Origin of the sequence: Escherichia sp. E2661 (genome assembly GCF_004745185.1) — a bacterium.
GTDB lineage: Bacteria > Pseudomonadota > Gammaproteobacteria > Enterobacterales > Enterobacteriaceae > Escherichia.
In genome coordinates this window covers 161,167-177,559 of record NZ_PDIG01000017.1, presented here as the reverse complement: position 1 = coordinate 177,559, position 16,393 = coordinate 161,167, and the positions used below count along the sequence as shown (strand labels likewise).

The window sequence follows — 16,393 nt, the reverse complement described above, 5'->3', positions numbered from 1 at the left end:
GCCTTTTAATCAAGCAATTAGCTAACCTGAATTAGTTCATGCCGTACTTTTTCAATTTTTTACGCAGCGTACCACGGTTGATGCCCATCATCAGCGCAGCACGGGTCTGGTTACCACGGGTGTATTGCATCACCATGTCCAACAGGGGCTGTTCTACTTCAGCCAGTACCAGCTCATAGAGGTCATTAACATCCTGACCGTTCAGTTGAGCAAAATAGTTCTTCAGTGCCTGTTTAACCGAGTCACGCAGGGGTTTTTGGGTTACCTGATCCTGAGAGTTAACGGTAGAAACGGTCAGTACGTCAGAATTTACGCGTTGTTCGAACATAGTTCTGTCAGCTCTTTATTTCTGTTTACGCAAAATTTTCGAAGTATGCCTCCAACGCCTCCAGCTGTTCGCTGGCATCCTCAATGGCGTTGAATGTGCGCCGAAACTGGTCATTTGGAGCGTGTTCCTGGAGATACCAGGAAACGTGTTTACGTGCAATTCGGTACCCTTTTGCCGGACCATAAAAGTCATGCAGTTCCCGAACGTGCGCGCAAAGCAAGCGCTTAACCTCTGCCAAAGGCAGCGGGGGCAGCAACTCCCCAGTGTCCAGATAATGCTGGATTTCCCGAAAGATCCAGGGTCTTCCCTGAGCTGCGCGGCCTATCATCAGAGCATCCGCCCCTGTATAGTCGAGCACAGCTCTGGCTTTAAGCGGGTCAGTAATGTCGCCATTCGCGATAACCGGAATGGAAACTTTCTGCTTAACTGCCCGAATACTGTCGTATTCAGCTTCTCCATTGAACAAACAGGCGCGTGTACGGCCATGAATGGTCAGAGCCTGAATGCCACAGTCTTCAGCCAGTTGGGCAATCTCTTCGCAGTTACGGTGTTCCGGCGCCCAGCCGGTGCGAATCTTCAGGGTAACAGGAACGTCCACTGCATTGACGACCTCGGTAAGGATCGATTTAACGACATCCGGGTACTGCAAGAGGGCTGAACCTGCAAGCTTGCGATTCACTTTTTTAGCCGGGCAACCCATATTGATATCAATAATCTGGGCACCGCTTTCCACGTTAATACGTGCTGCATCTGCCATTTCTTTCGGATCGCTACCGGCAATTTGCACGGTGCGAATACCGGGTTCATCAATGTGCACCATCCGTAAACGAGATTTGTCGCTTTCCCAAACCTGAGGGTTAGAAGACATCATCTCGGATACTGTCAATCCGGCTCCCATCTCGTAGCACAACGTCCGAAAAGGTCTGTCTGTAATGCCAGCCATGGGCGCTGCGATCAGGCGATTTCTGAGCTGATATTGTCCGATGCGCATGAGTTAAGAAATGACCATACTGTGACTGCAAGGCGGCGTATATTACGCATTTTTTTGCACGAGATGAAAGGCCAAACTTTGACCAATCCTCTGAGATGGATCAAAGAATTGCATTTAAAATGAACTCGTCGGAATAATTAATCATAAAAATCATCACATTAGAAATAAGTGATTAAAATTCGCACTCAAAGAAATTTGAGTAAGTTCTCAATTTTTCTTTATGAATGAAAATTTTGGCACGCAAATTTGCCTAAATAATCAGCAAAATTACGTGCCTTTTGTGACGTTGCTCGCACTTCTCTCTACATCACTATGCCGCATTCTGGCGGTTAATTCTTACGACCAGTAATGCGACACCACTCTTCTTTTTCCACGACCGGGTCCAGAACGAAGCTGTCGGCATAAGCTTCACAAACGCTCTCCGCCTGGCTTGCCAGAATACCGGAAAGGCCCAGCAAACCGCCTGAAACCGGCAGGACGCTGATTAACGGTGCCAGTTCACGTAACGGGCCTGCGAGGATGTTAGCGACCACCACGTCGGCTTTCATCGCTTCAGGCTGATCTTTGGGTAAGTAGAGTTCCAGACGGTCAGAAACGCCATTACGTTCGGCGTTGTCGCGGCTGGCCTGAATGGCCTGCGGATCGATATCAATACCAATGGCTTTTGCTGCGCCCAGTTTCAGTGCCGCGATTGCCAGAATGCCGGAGCCACAGCCAAAGTCGATGACTGTTTTACCGGTTAAATCGAGGCTGTCGAGCCATTGCAGGCACAGAGAGGTGGTTGGATGAGTCCCCGTACCAAACGCCAGGCCCGGGTCTAACATCACGTTGACGGCGTTTTCGTCTGGCACATCACGCCAGCTTGGGCAGATCCACAGACGTTCACCAAAGCGCATTGGGTGGAAATTGTCCATCCATTCGCGCTCCCAGTCTTTATCTTCCAGTTGTTCGATTTTATGCGCGAAGCCTGCGCCGAGCAGCGGATGGTTTTCCAGAATTGCCACCACGTCGTTCATATCGGTTTCAGCGTCGAACAGACCAATCACATCGGTGTCGCCCCACAGGCGCGTTTCGCCCGGCAGCGGCTCAAATACTGGCGTATCGTGGGTATCCTGAAAAGTAATAGATACGGCACCTGCTTCCATCAGCGCATCGCTAAGATCTTCCGCGTTCGCGCCGGTGGTGTTCAGTTTCAGTTGGATCCAAGGCATGGCAAAACTCTTTATTTATCAGTAGTCAAAACGGTAGCTTGCGGGACGGATGTACCGAAACGGTTTCCGACCAGGAAAGCCAGCAAACTTAGTAGTAACGAGGGCACGATAGGGTGGAAGCCCTGGTACTGAATATTCAGCGTCGCGAGTACGGCATACAGCACGCCGCCAACGATCATCGCACTTAGCGCGCCTTTGGCGTTGGCGCGTTCCCAGTAAAGGCCCAGCACCAGCGGCCACAGGAAAACGGCTTCCAGCCCACCGAAGGCCAGCAAATTCAGCCAGATGATCATTTCTGGCGGCTTCCAGGCGGCAAGCAGCAGTAACGCGCCGAGAACTAACGTAATTACCGCCGACATCCGCTTCAGACGCGTCTCGTTTTGCATTTGATCCGGACGGATATTCAGATAGAGATCTTTAATGATCGTAGCGGAACTTTGCAGCAACTGGGCGTTGATCGTCGACATGATCGCAGCCATCGGTGCTGCAAGGAAGATCCCGGCAGCAAACGGTGGCAGCACTTTTACCATCAACGTCGGGATCACCAGATCCGGTACGGTGAGATCGGGGATCACTGCACGACCTAACGCTCCGGCCAGGTGCATACCGAACATCAGGATTGCGACTACAATCGTCCCGATGATGATCCCCCGATGCACTGCTTTGCTGTCTTTATAAGAGATACAGCGCACCGCAGTATGCGGCAGGCCAATAACGCCAAAGCACACCAGTACCCAGAACGATGTCATAAAGGCAGGTGACAGAATATCGTCAGCACCTTGTGGCGTAACCAGCTGTGGATCGATGGTTTGCAGCGTCTCTACCGCGTTGCTTAAGCCGCCAGCGGCATGTACCACGCCGACCAGCAGCACAATGGTGCCAACCAGCATCACCAGACCTTGCATGGTGTCGTTCAGCACACTGGCGCGAAAGCCGCCAAAGGCGGTATATAACGCAATACTGATACCGAAAATCAGCAGCCCGGTTTCATAAGGAATACCCGCCGCGGTTTCCAGCAGGCGTGCACCGCCGATAAATTGCACGGTCATCGCACCAACGAACGCAACCAGCAAACTCAAACTCGCCAACCACACCAGAAGACGACTCTGGTAGCGGGCAAACAGCATATCGTTCAGCGTCACCGCATTGTAGCGGCGCGCAAGAATCGCGAACTTCTTGCCGAGTATACCGAGCGAAAGCCAGACTGCAGGAAGCTGAATCATCGCCAGCAATACCCAACCCAGGCCGTATTTATAAGCAGCGCCTGGCCCGCCGATAAACGAACTGGCACTGATATAGGTCGCGGTGAGCGTCATCGCCAGCACAATACCGCCCATGGAACGGCTGCCGAGGAAATACTCATTGAGGAAGGTGCCGGTGCTCCGTTTACGCATCGCATAAACAGAGATACCGAACACCACCACCAGATAGGCGACCAGCGGTAGAATCACTTCAAGCTGCATCGTCATCCTCCAACGGGATATCGCGATAGATAAATTTCACCATCGCCCAGCACAGTCCAATAAACAGCAGCGGCGTCAGGATGCAGGCCATCTCAAACCAGCGCGGAAAGCCGGTAAAACCGGGGGTAACGCCAGGTAAGTAAGCGGCTACTAACCATACCGCCAGATACAAAAGGGTCAGCCCCAGCGCCCAGCGCGCCTCTTTATGGGCCTGAACAAAACGAGTGTCCATTTTTTGTCCCTGATGGGTGAAGAAAGCGGGGATTGTACCTTATGGGGGTTGTCGATCCCCAGTAATAAAAAAGGCCGGAAAATCCGGCCTTTTGACGCTTTTGCAGTCTTATTTTTCCTGAAGACCGAGTTTTTTCTCCAGATAGTGGATGTTAGTGCCACCATGCTGGAAGTTCTCGTCGTTCATGATGCGGATCTGCAGATCAACGTTGGTTTTGATACCGTCGATGATCAGCTCCTGCAGCGCATTCTTCATGCGAGCAATCGCCACGTCACGGTTTTCACCGTAGCAAATCAACTTACCAATCATTGAGTCATAGTACGGCGGCACGGTGTAGCCCGCGTAGATATGAGACTCCCAACGCACGCCAAAACCGCCTGGCGCGTGGAAACGGGTGATTTTGCCCGGGCTTGGCAGGAAGGTGTTCGGATCTTCGGCGTTGATACGGCACTCTACCGCATGGCCGCGAACGTGAACTTCTTCTTGCTTGATCGACAGCGGTTGACCGGCAGCGATACGCAGCTGTTCTTTGATCAGGTCAACGCCAGTGATCATTTCGGTAACCGGGTGTTCTACCTGAATACGGGTGTTCATTTCGATGAAATAGAACTCGCCGTTTTCGAACAAGAACTCAAACGTACCTGCACCGCGATAGCCGATATCAACACACGCTTTAGCGCAACGTTCGCCGATGTAGCGACGCAGTTCCGGGGTAATGCCCGGTGCTGGCGCTTCTTCGACCACTTTCTGGTGGCGGCGCTGCATGGAGCAGTCACGTTCCGCCAGATAGATAGCGTTGCCCTGACCGTCAGCCAGCACCTGAATCTCGACGTGGCGAGGATTTTCCAGGTATTTCTCCATGTAAACCATATCGTTGCTGAAAGCAGCTTTCGCTTCCGCACGGGTCATGGAGATGGATTGTGCCAGTTCAGCGTCGCCGCGCACTACACGCATACCGCGACCGCCGCCGCCGCCAGAGGCTTTGATAATTACCGGATAACCAATGCGTTTAGCAATGGCGCGGTTTTTATCCATATCATCGCCCAGCGGGCCGTCAGAGCCTGGTACGCAAGGAACGCCCGCTTTTTTCATCGCCGCAATTGCGGACACTTTGTCGCCCATCAGGCGAATGGTTTCTGCTTTCGGGCCGATGAAGATAAAGCCGGAGCGTTCAACCTGCTCGGCAAAATTGGCGTTCTCGGAGAGGAAGCCGTAACCCGGATGGATTGCTACTGCGCCGGTGATTTCAGCGGCGCTGATGATTGCCGGGATGTTCAGATAACTTTTTACTGACGGAGCAGGGCCGATACAGACCGTTTCATCTGCCAGTAATACGTGTTTTAGATCGCGATCCGCGCTGGAGTGCACAGCGACAGTCTTGATGCCCAGTTCTTTACAGGCACGAAGAATACGCAATGCAATCTCGCCGCGGTTGGCAATAACAATTTTATCCAGCATGTTCGCCTCGTTACTCGATGACGACCAGCGGCTCGTCAAATTCTACCGGTTGTCCACTTTCGACCAGAATTGCTTTCACAGTACCGGATTTGTCTGCTTCGATCTGGTTCATCATTTTCATGGCTTCAACGATGCACAGGGTATCGCCCACGTTCACTTTCTGACCCACTTCGATGAACGCTTTCGCGTCCGGGCTTGGGGTGCGGTAGAAAGTACCAACCATCGGGGAACGTACGATGTGACCACTGATTTCCGCTGCTGCTGGCGCTTCCATGGAAGGAACGGTCGCCGGAGCGGCTGCGTTAGATTGAGCTGGCTGCTGCATCATTGGTGCAGCGTAAGCTTGTTGCATCATCGGGAAACTTGCGGCAGGTGCTGCACGGCTGATGCGTACTGACTCTTCGCCTTCAGAAATTTCCAGTTCAGAGATGCCTGATTCTTCAACCAGCTCGATCAGTTTTTTAATCTTACGAATATCCATGAGTGGGTTCCGTACTCTTTGTTTAGTGTGATTGTGACAGGCGTTTCACCGCCGTCTGTAAAGCGTATGCCCCGACAGCTGTATGCATAGCGGTAAATTCCAGCAGGCCGGGACGCCGGTCTATTTTGCCCCAGAGTGTCAATGTGAGACTTGACGGACATTGTGCAGCGATCTGCTGCTATCCTCCGGCAAAAAACAAAATATACCTTCGTTGCGCCATTGTCACCTTTTCAGCAGCTTAAAAGCTGCCTCAGGGAGAACGAGGTCGCACATTATAACGATTTCGTAGCAAATGGCAGCTAAATACTGGTCTTATCAGGGAAGATAATCAACAGCTAACATGTAAATAACTTTCAACGTCGCGTAATTTGCAATAAGCCGCACAGTTCACGAAATTAGCGCCACCATTGACGGAACTTCTTATAACGTAAGGCTAAAAGCAGTAATGCCAGCCCGGCGTAGATGATCGGCTGCGGTGAGATAACCTTCACTGACCACAGATAATGTATGGGGGCCAGGATCGCAACAAGATAGACGAAGTTATGCAACTGTTGCCAGTGTTTGCCTAGTTTTCGCTGCATCGCTTGTGTAGACGTGAATGCTAAAGCAAGCAAAATCAACCAACTGATAATACCCAGGGTTAAATAAGGTCGGGTGATTAATTCCTGACCGAATAACGCCAGGTTGTTCACGCCAAGTTCCAGCAATGCATAACTGGTTAAGTGCAGCGTCGCCCAGGCGAAACACCATAAACCTAACAGGCGGCGGGTGCGTATCAATAATGGCTGCTTAGCGTAGCGCGCCAGCGGGGTAATTAACAACGTCGCCAATAAAAATTTCAGCGCAGTCCGACCGGTAAAATGCTGAATATCTTTCACCGGGTCGGCACTTAGCCCGCCATGATTGATTGCCCAAACCAGCCAGACAAACGGCAAAAATCCGGCAAGATGCAGGCAAAATTTCAGCCAGGTAACCTGTTTTGCAGTCAAACGCACTTAGAAGTTCTCCCGTAGATCCAGTCCGCGATAAAGTGACGCGACTTCATCGGCGTAGCCGTTAAATAGCAGTGTCGGCTGGCGTTGCACATCCAGGATGCCACCGGAACCGATAAATCGCTCAGTGGCCTGCGACCAGCGAGGGTGATCAACATGCGGATTAACGTTGGCGTAAAAGCCGTATTCGTTGGGGGCCGAAAGATTCCAGGTGGTTGGTGGGCGTTCTCGGGTCAGCTTAATGCTCACTATCGACTTGATGCCTTTAAAGCCATATTTCCATGGCACAATCAGGCGTATCGGCGCGCCATTTTGCGGCGGTAGCGCCTTGCCGTAGACGCCGACGGTCATCAGCGTGAGCGGATGCATCGCTTCGTCGAGACGTAATCCTTCTACATAGGGATATTTCAGACCGCCGCCGATAAACCTGTCCTGCTGGCCGGGCATTTGTTCCGGTGCATAAATTGTTTCGAAAGCGACGTACTTCGCGTTGCTGGTCGGCTCTGCCAGCGCCAGCAGTTTATGCAGCGGAAAACCAATCCACGGCACCACCATCGACCACGCTTCCACGCAGCGCATCCGGTAAATCCGCTCTTCTAACGGGAATCGACGGGTTAGCGCATCGTGGTCGAGGGTTAATGGTTTACTGACTTCACCACTGATTTTCAACGTCCACGGATCGGTTTTCAGGCTGCCAGCATTCGCGGCGGGATCGGCTTTATCCAGCCCAAATTCATAGAAATTGTTGTAGCCGGAAACTTTATCTTCCGGCGTCAGTGGCAGGTTATTTTGCCAGGCAGCAGGCTTGCTGAACTCCAGGGGTTTTCCGGCAGGCGCGGGCGGGCGATCGTTCCCTTTGAACCAGCCAAGTAAATCCGCGTGGGCGGCATTTGGTAAAGAGAGGGCGGCGGCGCTGATGCCTAATGCTTTCAAAACTTGCCGACGTTGCATAAAAAAAGCCGATTCGGCAGTGACATCGGCTTCTGTAAGTTGACGAATTTTTTTCATAACAGACTCCCGGTATGCTCATGATTACTATGGCAGGGAGAATGTCAAAGTGCTGCTAAAATTCGTTAACGATATGTAAATTATTTTATACTAACGCTTAGTTAATTTTTACCAGCGTACGGCCCTGGATCTGATTGTTAATAATGGCCTCGGCAAATTTAGGTGCATCAGACAGTGAAATCTCTTTTGCTGCCTGGGTATAGAATGATTCCGGTAAATCGGCAACCAGACGCTGCCAGGCTTGCGCACGGCGTGCTGGTGGCGTCATCACTGAATCCACCCCTTGCAAACGGACATTACGCAGAATAAATGGCATGACCGTGGTTGGCAGAGTAAAACCACCCGACAGACCACAGGCCGCCACGCAGCCGCCGTAATTCATTTGCGCCAGCACTTTCGCCAGCACTTTGTCGCCGACGGTGTCAATCGCCCCAGCCCAAAGCTGTTTTTCCAGTGGACGGGATTCAGCAAATTCATCACGCGGCAGAATTCGGCTGGCACCTAAACTTTTCAGATATTCATGGGTACTTTCGCGACCGGAAACAGCAACCACCTGATAACCTAACTGATGCAACAGCGCCACGGCAGTACTACCAACGCCGCCGCTGGCGCCCGTTACCACAATCTCGCCATCTTGTGGACGAATACCGGCATCTTCCAGGGCCAGCACGCACAGCATGGCGGTAAACCCAGCAGTACCAATAATCATCGCTTTACGCGCGTCCAGACCTTGCGGCATGGCAACCAACCAGTCGCCTTTCACGCGTGCTTGTTCTGCCAGCCCGCCCCAATGATTTTCACCAACTCCCCAGCCCGTGAGTAACACTTCTTGACCAGTATGAAAACGAGGATCTTCACTGGCGCGTACGGTTCCGGCGAAGTCGATGCCAGGAATTATCGGAAAATTGCGGATTATTTTTCCTTTACCGGTTATTGCCAGCGCATCTTTATAATTCAGGCTCGACCAGTGGACATCGACCGTCACATCGCCTTCCGGCAGGCGACTTGCGTCCAGAGTCTGTACAGATGCGAGGGTTTTACCGTCCTGCTGTTCTAAAAGTAACGCCTGCATAAGAAGTCCTCATGTGCATGATGGATTGGAAAATAATTTCTGAAGACTATACTCGCTAATTGAAAAGCAAAGTCGATGAAGCGCAATAAATTGCGAGATAAATCTGATTTGCTAGTATGCCCGCTTCCTCACTATCGGAGTTAACACAAGGATGAGATTAACGACGAAATTTTCGGCCTTTGTCACGCTGCTCACCGGGTTAACGATCTTTGTGACTCTGATGGGCTGCTCGTTAAGTTTCTATAACGCGATTCAGTATAAGTTTAGCCATCGCGTTCAGGCGGTGGCGACGGCGATCGATACGCATCTGGTGTCGTCTGATTTCAGCTCGCTGAGGCCACAAATCAGTGAACTGATGATGTCAGCAGATATCGTTCGCGTGGACCTGTTACACAATAACAAACAGGTTTATACCCTTTCCCGCCAGGGGAGTTACCGCCCTGTTGGCACCAGCGATCTGTTTCGCGAACTGACCGTTCCGTTAGTTAAACATCCAGGAATGTCGCTACATCTGGTTTATCAGGACCCGATGGGAAACTATTTTCACTCGCTGATGACCACCGCGCCGCTCACTGGGGCAATTGGTTTTATCATTATTATGCTCTTCCTTGCAGTACGCTGGTTGCAACGGCAACTTGCCGGGCAAGAACTACTGGAAACTCGCTCGGCGCGTATCTTAAACGGGGAGCGTGGGCCGAATGTGCTTGGCTCCATCTATGAATGGCCGCCAGGGACCAGCAGTGCGCTGGATATGCTGCTTTCAGAAATTCAGAATGCGCGTGAACAGCACAGCCGTCTTGATACGCTGATTCGCTCTTACGCCGCGCAGGACATCAAAACCGGCCTCAATAACCGTCTCTTTTTCGACAACCAGTTGGCTACATTACTGGAAGATCAAGAGAAGGTAGGGACTCACGGGATCGTGATGATGATCCGTCTACCTGATTTCAATATGTTGAGCGACACGTGGGGACACAGCCAGGCCGAAGAACAGCTCTTCACTCTGACGAATCTGCTGTCGACATTTATGATGCGCTATCCAGGCGCACTGCTGGCGCGCTATCACCGTAGCGATTTTGCCGCGCTGTTGCCGCATCGGACTTTAAAAGAGGCGGAGAGCATTGCCGGGCAGTTGATCAAAGCGGTTGATACCTTACCGAGCAATAAAATGCTCGATCGTGAAGATATGATTCATATCGGCATCTGTGCCTGGCGTAGCGGCCAGGAAACAGAACAAGTGATGGATCATGCCGAATCCGCCACGCGTAATGCGGGATTACAGGGGGGTAATAGCTGGGCGATTTACGATGACTCATTACCAGAAAAAGGGCGCGGCAACGTTCGCTGGCGTACGCTAATCGAACAAATGTTGAGTCGTGGTGGGCCCAGGCTTTATCAAAAACCTGCGGTCACCCGGGAGGGGCAGGTTCATCATCGCGAAATTATGTGTCGCATCTTTGATGGTAATGAAGAGGTAAGCTCGGCGGAATATATGCCGATGGTGTTGCAGTTTGGTTTATCGGAAGAGTATGACCGCCTGCAAATCAGTCGTCTCATCCCGCTGTTACGCTATTGGCCGCAAGAAAATTTGGCGATTCAGGTGACCGTTGAGTCGTTGATCCGCCCGCGTTTCCAGCGTTGGCTGCGCGATACGTTGATGCAGTGTGAAAAATCGCAACGAAAACGCATAATTATTGAACTTGCAGAGGCTGATGTTGGTCAACATATCGGTCGCTTGCAACCTGTCATTCGTTTGGTGAATGCTTTAGGGGTTCGAGTTGCCGTTAACCAGGCGGGATTGACGCTGGTAAGTACCAGTTGGATCAAAGAACTTAATGTCGAATTACTCAAGCTTCATCCGGGGCTGGTAAGAAATATTGAGAAGCGAACGGAAAACCAATTGTTGGTTCAGAGCATGGTAGAAGCCTGTTCCGGGACCAACACCCAGGTTTACGCGACTGGCGTACGTTCGCGAAGCGAGTGGCAGACCCTGATTCAGCGCGGGGTTTTGGGTGGCCAGGGGGATTTTTTCGCGTCCTCACAGCCACTTGATACTAACGTGAAAAAATATTCACAAAGATACTCGGTTTAACCTGCCGTTTGATCCGTTTTCACGTAGAATAACGCGCGCTGCGTTTCGTGGGAGTGTGCTTATCTGCTCGCCAGATTGTTGCAGCACATATGCAGATGAATGACCTTACGCAGTTGCAAACAGGCGAGGAATGCTGTTGACGCATTTAGCCTTATCTGGACTCAGGCAGAGATTTGTAACAAAGGAAACGAACTGCACTAATTTTCACCGTAGCAGATGATTTTTGCGCCTTGTCGCTGCTGCGTGTGGTTGGTAAAGTAAGCGGATTTTCTTTTCCGCCCCAGCTTTCAGGATTATCCCTTAGTATGTTGAAAAAATTTCGTGGCATGTTTTCCAATGACTTGTCCATTGACTTGGGTACTGCGAATACCCTCATTTATGTAAAAGGACAAGGCATCGTATTGAATGAGCCTTCCGTTGTGGCCATTCGTCAGGATCGTGCCGGTTCACCAAAAAGCGTGGCTGCAGTTGGTCATGACGCGAAGCAGATGCTGGGCCGTACGCCGGGCAATATTGCTGCTATTCGCCCAATGAAAGATGGCGTAATCGCTGACTTCTTCGTGACTGAAAAAATGCTCCAGCACTTCATTAAGCAAGTGCACAGCAACAGCTTTATGCGCCCAAGCCCGCGCGTTCTGGTCTGTGTGCCGGTTGGCGCAACCCAGGTTGAACGCCGCGCAATTCGTGAATCCGCGCAGGGCGCTGGCGCCCGTGAAGTGTTCCTGATTGAAGAGCCGATGGCCGCAGCAATTGGCGCCGGTCTGCCGGTTTCTGAAGCGACCGGTTCCATGGTGGTTGATATCGGCGGTGGTACTACTGAAGTTGCCGTAATCTCGCTGAATGGCGTGGTTTACTCCTCTTCTGTACGCATCGGCGGTGACCGCTTCGACGAAGCCATTATCAACTATGTTCGTCGTAACTACGGCTCCTTAATCGGTGAAGCGACAGCAGAGCGTATTAAACACGAAATCGGTTCGGCTTATCCGGGCGATGAAGTGCGTGAAATTGAAGTTCGTGGTCGTAATCTGGCTGAAGGCGTTCCGCGCGGCTTTACGCTGAACTCCAACGAAATCCTCGAAGCGCTACAAGAGCCGCTGACCGGCATCGTTAGCGCAGTGATGGTTGCGCTGGAACAGTGTCCGCCGGAACTGGCTTCCGACATCTCTGAGCGCGGAATGGTGCTCACTGGCGGTGGCGCATTGCTGCGTAACCTTGACCGTTTATTAATGGAAGAAACCGGCATTCCAGTCGTTGTTGCTGAAGATCCGCTGACCTGTGTGGCGCGCGGTGGCGGCAAGGCGCTGGAAATGATCGACATGCACGGCGGCGACCTGTTCAGCGAAGAGTAATCGGATGCAGGCAGGGGAAGCGTTTGTTTATCCTGCCTGGTCTGATACGAGAATACGCATAACTTATGAAGCCAATTTTTAGCCGTGGCCCGTCGCTACAGATTCGCCTTATTCTGGCGGTGCTGGTGGCGCTCGGCATTATTATTGCCGACAGCCGCCTGGGGACTTTCAGTCAAATCCGTACCTATATGGATACCGCTGTCAGTCCTTTCTACTTTATTTCCAATGCTCCTCGTGAATTGCTGGATGGCGTATCGCAGACGCTGGCCTCGCGTGACCAACTAGAACTTGAAAACCGGGCGTTACGTCAGGAGTTGCTGCTGAAAAACAGCGATCTGCTGATGTTGGGACAATATAAACAGGAGAACGCGCGCTTGCGTGAGCTTCTGGGTTCTCCATTGCGTCAGGACGAGCAGAAGATGGTGACCCAGGTTATCTCTACTGTTAACGATCCGTACAGCGATCAGGTTGTTATTGACAAAGGCAGTGTCAACGGTGTTTACGAAGGCCAGCCAGTCATTAGCGATAAAGGTGTGGTCGGCCAGGTGGTGGCGGTCGCAAAACTGACCAGCCGCGTACTGCTGATCTGCGACGCGACCCATGCGCTGCCGATTCAGGTGCTGCGTAATGATATCCGCGTTATCGCGGCGGGTAATGGCTGTACTGATGATTTACAGCTTGAGCACCTGCCAGCGAATACTGATATTCGTGTTGGTGATGTATTGGTGACTTCAGGTCTGGGCGGTCGTTTCCCGGAAGGTTATCCGGTGGCGGTTGTCTCTTCCGTGAAACTCGATACCCAGCGCGCATATACCGTGATTCAGGCGCGTCCGACTGCGGGACTGCAACGTTTACGTTATCTGCTTCTGTTGTGGGGGGCGGATCGTAACGGGGCCAACCCGATGACGCCGGAAGAGGTGCATCGCGTTGCTAATGAACGCCTGATGCAAATGATGCCGCAGGTGTTGCCTTCGCCAGATGCAATGGGGCCAAAACTGCCTGAACCGGCAACGGGAATTACCCAGCCAAGCCCGCAGCAACCTGCAACAGGTACTGCCGCTGACCGCTCTCCACAAAGGGCTACGCCGCCGCAGAGTGGTACTCAACCACCTGCGCGTACGCCAGGAGGGCAATAGTGGCGAGCTATCGTAGCCAGGGGCGCTGGGTTATCTGGCTCTCTTTCCTCATTGCGTTATTACTGCAAATTATGCCCTGGCCGGATAATCTTATCGTTTTCCGGCCTAACTGGGTTTTGCTCATCTTATTGTATTGGAGCCTCGCCTTGCCCCATCGCGTAAATGTGGGCACAGGTTTTGTGATGGGTGCCATACTGGATCTGATCAGTGGCTCCACGCTCGGTGTACGGGCGTTATCGATGAGTATCATTGCTTATCTGGTCGCGCTGAAATTCCAGCTTTTCCGTAATCTGGCATTGTGGCAGCAGGCGCTGGTCGTCATGTTGCTTTCGTTGGTTGTGGATATTATTGTTTTCTGGGCAGAGTTTTTAGTGATCAACGTCTCTTTCAGACCGGAAGTGTTCTGGAGTAGTGTTGTCAATGGCGTGCTCTGGCCGTGGATTTTCATGCTGATGCGCAAGATTCGTCAGCAGTTTGCAGTGCAATAAAGGTATCTATGACTTCTCTGTATTTAGCTTCCGGTTCTCCGCGTCGGCAGGAGTTACTTGCGCAACTTGGCGTTTCCTTCGAACGCATCGTTACGGGCATTGAGGAGCAACGCTTTCCGCAGGAGAGCGCGCAGCAATACGTTGTGCGTCTGGCGCGCGAGAAAGCTCAGGCGGGCGTCGCGCAAACGGCGCAGGATCTCCCTGTGTTGGGTGCGGATACCATTGTGATTCTGAACGGCGAAGTACTGGAGAAACCGCGTGATGCAGATCATGCGGCGCAGATGTTGCGCAAATTATCGGGACAGACTCATCAGGTAATGACGGCAGTGGCGTTGGCCGACAGTCAGCACATTCTCGATTGCCTGGTGGTCACCGATGTGACTTTCAGAACGTTAACAGATGAAGATATCGCGGGCTATGTCGCCAGCGGTGAACCGTTAGATAAAGCAGGTGCATACGGTATTCAGGGGCTTGGTGGTTGTTTTGTCAGGAAGATAAATGGCAGCTATCACGCCGTAGTCGGCTTACCGCTGGTTGAAACGTGTGAATTATTGAGTAATTTTAACGCACTGCGTGAGAAAAGGGATAAACATGACGGCTGAATTGTTGGTAAACGTAACGCCTTCGGAAACACGAGTGGCGTATATTGATGGCGGTATTCTGCAGGAAATTCATATTGAACGTGAGGCGCGACGCGGAATAGTAGGCAATATCTACAAGGGTCGTGTAAGTCGCGTACTTCCGGGTATGCAGGCGGCTTTTGTAGATATTGGGCTGGATAAAGCTGCGTTTCTACACGCTTCTGACATCATGCCGCACACCGAATGTGTGGCTGGTGAGGAACAAAAACAATTTACGGTGCGTGACATCTCGGAACTGGTCCGTCAGGGGCAAGATCTGATGGTACAGGTGGTGAAAGATCCGCTTGGTACCAAAGGCGCGCGCCTGACCACGGATATCACGCTGCCATCTCGCTATCTGGTGTTTATGCCAGGAGCGTCTCATGTTGGGGTTTCCCAACGTATCGAAAGTGAATCCGAACGTGAACGCCTGAAAAAAGTGGTCGCCGAGTATTGCGACGAGCAGGGCGGATTTATCATCCGTACCGCGGCAGAAGGTGTAGGCGAAGCTGAACTAGCCTCCGATGCCGCTTATCTGAAGCGTGTCTGGACCAAAGTCATGGAGCGTAAAAAGCGCCCACAGACGCGTTATCAACTGTACGGTGAACTGGCGCTGGCGCAGCGTGTGCTGCGTGATTTTGCCGATGCCGAGCTGGACCGCATTCGCGTTGATTCACGGCTGACTTACGAAGCATTACTTGAGTTCACTTCTGAGTACATTCCGGAAATGACCAGCAAGCTGGAGCATTACACGGGGCGCCAGCCGATTTTCGATCTCTTTGACGTCGAAAACGAGATTCAGCGGGCGCTGGAACGCAAAGTTGAGTTGAAGTCTGGCGGTTATCTGATTATCGACCAGACCGAAGCGATGACCACCGTGGACATCAATACCGGGGCGTTTGTCGGTCATCGCAATCTGGACGACACCATCTTCAATACTAATATTGAAGCGACGCAGGCCATTGCTCGCCAGTTACGGTTGCGTAACCTGGGCGGAATTATCATTATTGATTTCATCGACATGAATAATGAAGATCACCGTCGTCGGGTACTGCATTCGCTGGAGCAGGCGTTGAGCAAAGACCGGGTGAAAACCAGCGTTAACGGCTTCTCTGCGCTGGGGCTGGTGGAAATGACGCGTAAACGCACCCGCGAAAGCATTGAACATGTATTGTGTAACGAATGCCCAACTTGCCACGGTCGCGGAACGGTGAAAACCGTGGAAACCGTGTGCTATGAAATCATGCGCGAGATTGTTCGCGTGCACCATGCTTACGACTCTGACCGTTTCCTGGTCTATGCTTCTCCGGCAGTTGCCGAGGCCTTGAAAGGCGAAGAGTCGCACTCGCTGGCGGAAGTGGAAATTTTTGTGGGTAAGCAGGTTAAAGTACAAATCGAACCGCTCTACAACCAGGAGCAGTTTGACGTCGTCATGATGTAAACAAATGCTGGGCCGCCATCCGGCAATGTTT

General features: G+C 51.9%; 16 protein-coding genes. 6 read left to right on the top strand and 10 right to left on the bottom strand.

Translation table 11 applies throughout. From position 1 onward, the window contains the following. Window positions 1-31: 31 nt before the first annotated feature. The 10 genes from fis to CRI63_RS09130 all read right to left on the bottom strand — a co-directional run bounded on the left by fis (window position 32) and on the right by CRI63_RS09130 (window position 9,236). The gene (gene fis, locus CRI63_RS09175) at window positions 32-328 is read right to left on the bottom strand and encodes a DNA-binding transcriptional regulator Fis (RefSeq protein ID WP_000462905.1); all 297 of its coding nucleotides are present in this window, start codon (window positions 326-328) and stop codon (window positions 32-34) included. Window positions 329-353: 25 nt separating this feature from the next. Further along, complete coding sequence (gene dusB / locus CRI63_RS09170) at window positions 354-1,319, bottom strand: tRNA dihydrouridine synthase DusB (protein WP_001219652.1); 966 nt, start codon at window positions 1,317-1,319, stop codon at window positions 354-356. Between the two features lie 329 nt (window positions 1,320-1,648). Next, window positions 1,649-2,530 (bottom strand): 50S ribosomal protein L11 methyltransferase, encoded by an 882-nt coding sequence (gene prmA / locus CRI63_RS09165; RefSeq protein ID WP_130219146.1) that lies wholly within the window; start codon window positions 2,528-2,530, stop codon window positions 1,649-1,651. An 11-nt stretch (window positions 2,531-2,541) separates the two neighbouring features. Continuing rightward, window positions 2,542-3,993: a sodium/pantothenate symporter gene (gene panF / locus CRI63_RS09160; protein ID WP_135519294.1), complete on the bottom strand. Its 1,452-nt coding sequence runs from the start codon at window positions 3,991-3,993 to the stop codon at window positions 2,542-2,544. After that, window positions 3,983-4,225 carry a YhdT family protein gene (locus CRI63_RS09155; protein ID WP_000381171.1) on the bottom strand — a complete coding sequence of 81 codons (243 nt, stop codon included), beginning with the start codon at window positions 4,223-4,225 and terminating at the stop codon, window positions 3,983-3,985. The genes panF and CRI63_RS09155 overlap by 11 nt, the downstream gene beginning before the upstream one ends. A 108-nt stretch (window positions 4,226-4,333) precedes the next feature. Next, complete coding sequence (gene accC, locus CRI63_RS09150; RefSeq protein WP_000884639.1) at window positions 4,334-5,683, bottom strand: acetyl-CoA carboxylase biotin carboxylase subunit; 1,350 nt, start codon at window positions 5,681-5,683, stop codon at window positions 4,334-4,336. A 10-nt stretch (window positions 5,684-5,693) separates the two neighbouring features. After that, window positions 5,694-6,164, bottom strand: a complete 471-nt coding sequence (gene accB / locus CRI63_RS09145; protein WP_000354618.1) for an acetyl-CoA carboxylase biotin carboxyl carrier protein — start codon at window positions 6,162-6,164, stop codon at window positions 5,694-5,696. A gap of 395 nt (window positions 6,165-6,559) precedes the next feature. Beyond that, window positions 6,560-7,159 carry a protein-methionine-sulfoxide reductase heme-binding subunit MsrQ gene (msrQ, locus tag CRI63_RS09140; RefSeq protein ID WP_130259123.1) on the bottom strand — a complete coding sequence of 200 codons (600 nt, stop codon included), beginning with the start codon at window positions 7,157-7,159 and terminating at the stop codon, window positions 6,560-6,562. Further along, the gene (gene msrP / locus CRI63_RS09135) at window positions 7,160-8,164 is read right to left on the bottom strand and encodes a protein-methionine-sulfoxide reductase catalytic subunit MsrP (protein WP_130259122.1); all 1,005 of its coding nucleotides are present in this window, start codon (window positions 8,162-8,164) and stop codon (window positions 7,160-7,162) included. Window positions 8,165-8,261: 97 nt separating this feature from the next. Next, a complete protein-coding gene (locus CRI63_RS09130) occupies window positions 8,262-9,236 on the bottom strand; it encodes an oxidoreductase (protein ID WP_135519291.1) in 975 nt (324 codons plus the stop codon). A gap of 151 nt (window positions 9,237-9,387) precedes the next feature. Between CRI63_RS09130 and csrD the strand changes: the two genes are divergently transcribed. The 6 genes from csrD (at window position 9,388) to rng (ending at window position 16,362) form a co-directional block, all read left to right on the top strand. Beyond that, window positions 9,388-11,328 carry an RNase E specificity factor CsrD gene (gene csrD / locus CRI63_RS09125; protein WP_130223738.1) on the top strand — a complete coding sequence of 647 codons (1,941 nt, stop codon included), beginning with the start codon at window positions 9,388-9,390 and terminating at the stop codon, window positions 11,326-11,328. A gap of 305 nt (window positions 11,329-11,633) precedes the next feature. Continuing rightward, window positions 11,634-12,677 carry a rod shape-determining protein MreB gene (mreB, locus tag CRI63_RS09120; RefSeq protein ID WP_000913396.1) on the top strand — a complete coding sequence of 348 codons (1,044 nt, stop codon included), beginning with the start codon at window positions 11,634-11,636 and terminating at the stop codon, window positions 12,675-12,677. 65 nt (window positions 12,678-12,742) lie between these two features. Continuing rightward, entirely contained in the window at window positions 12,743-13,813 is a 1,071-nt protein-coding gene (mreC, locus tag CRI63_RS09115) for a rod shape-determining protein MreC (protein ID WP_130204516.1), read from the top strand. Beyond that, window positions 13,813-14,301: a rod shape-determining protein MreD gene (gene mreD, locus CRI63_RS09110; RefSeq protein WP_130204518.1), complete on the top strand. Its 489-nt coding sequence runs from the start codon at window positions 13,813-13,815 to the stop codon at window positions 14,299-14,301. The genes mreC and mreD overlap by 1 nt, the downstream gene beginning before the upstream one ends. Window positions 14,302-14,309: 8 nt before the next feature. Next, a complete protein-coding gene (gene yhdE / locus CRI63_RS09105) occupies window positions 14,310-14,903 on the top strand; it encodes a nucleoside triphosphate pyrophosphatase YhdE (RefSeq protein WP_130219162.1) in 594 nt (197 codons plus the stop codon). Further along, the gene (gene rng / locus CRI63_RS09100) at window positions 14,893-16,362 is read left to right on the top strand and encodes a ribonuclease G (RefSeq protein WP_000123197.1); all 1,470 of its coding nucleotides are present in this window, start codon (window positions 14,893-14,895) and stop codon (window positions 16,360-16,362) included. The genes yhdE and rng overlap by 11 nt, the downstream gene beginning before the upstream one ends. Window positions 16,363-16,393: the final 31 nt, after the last annotated feature.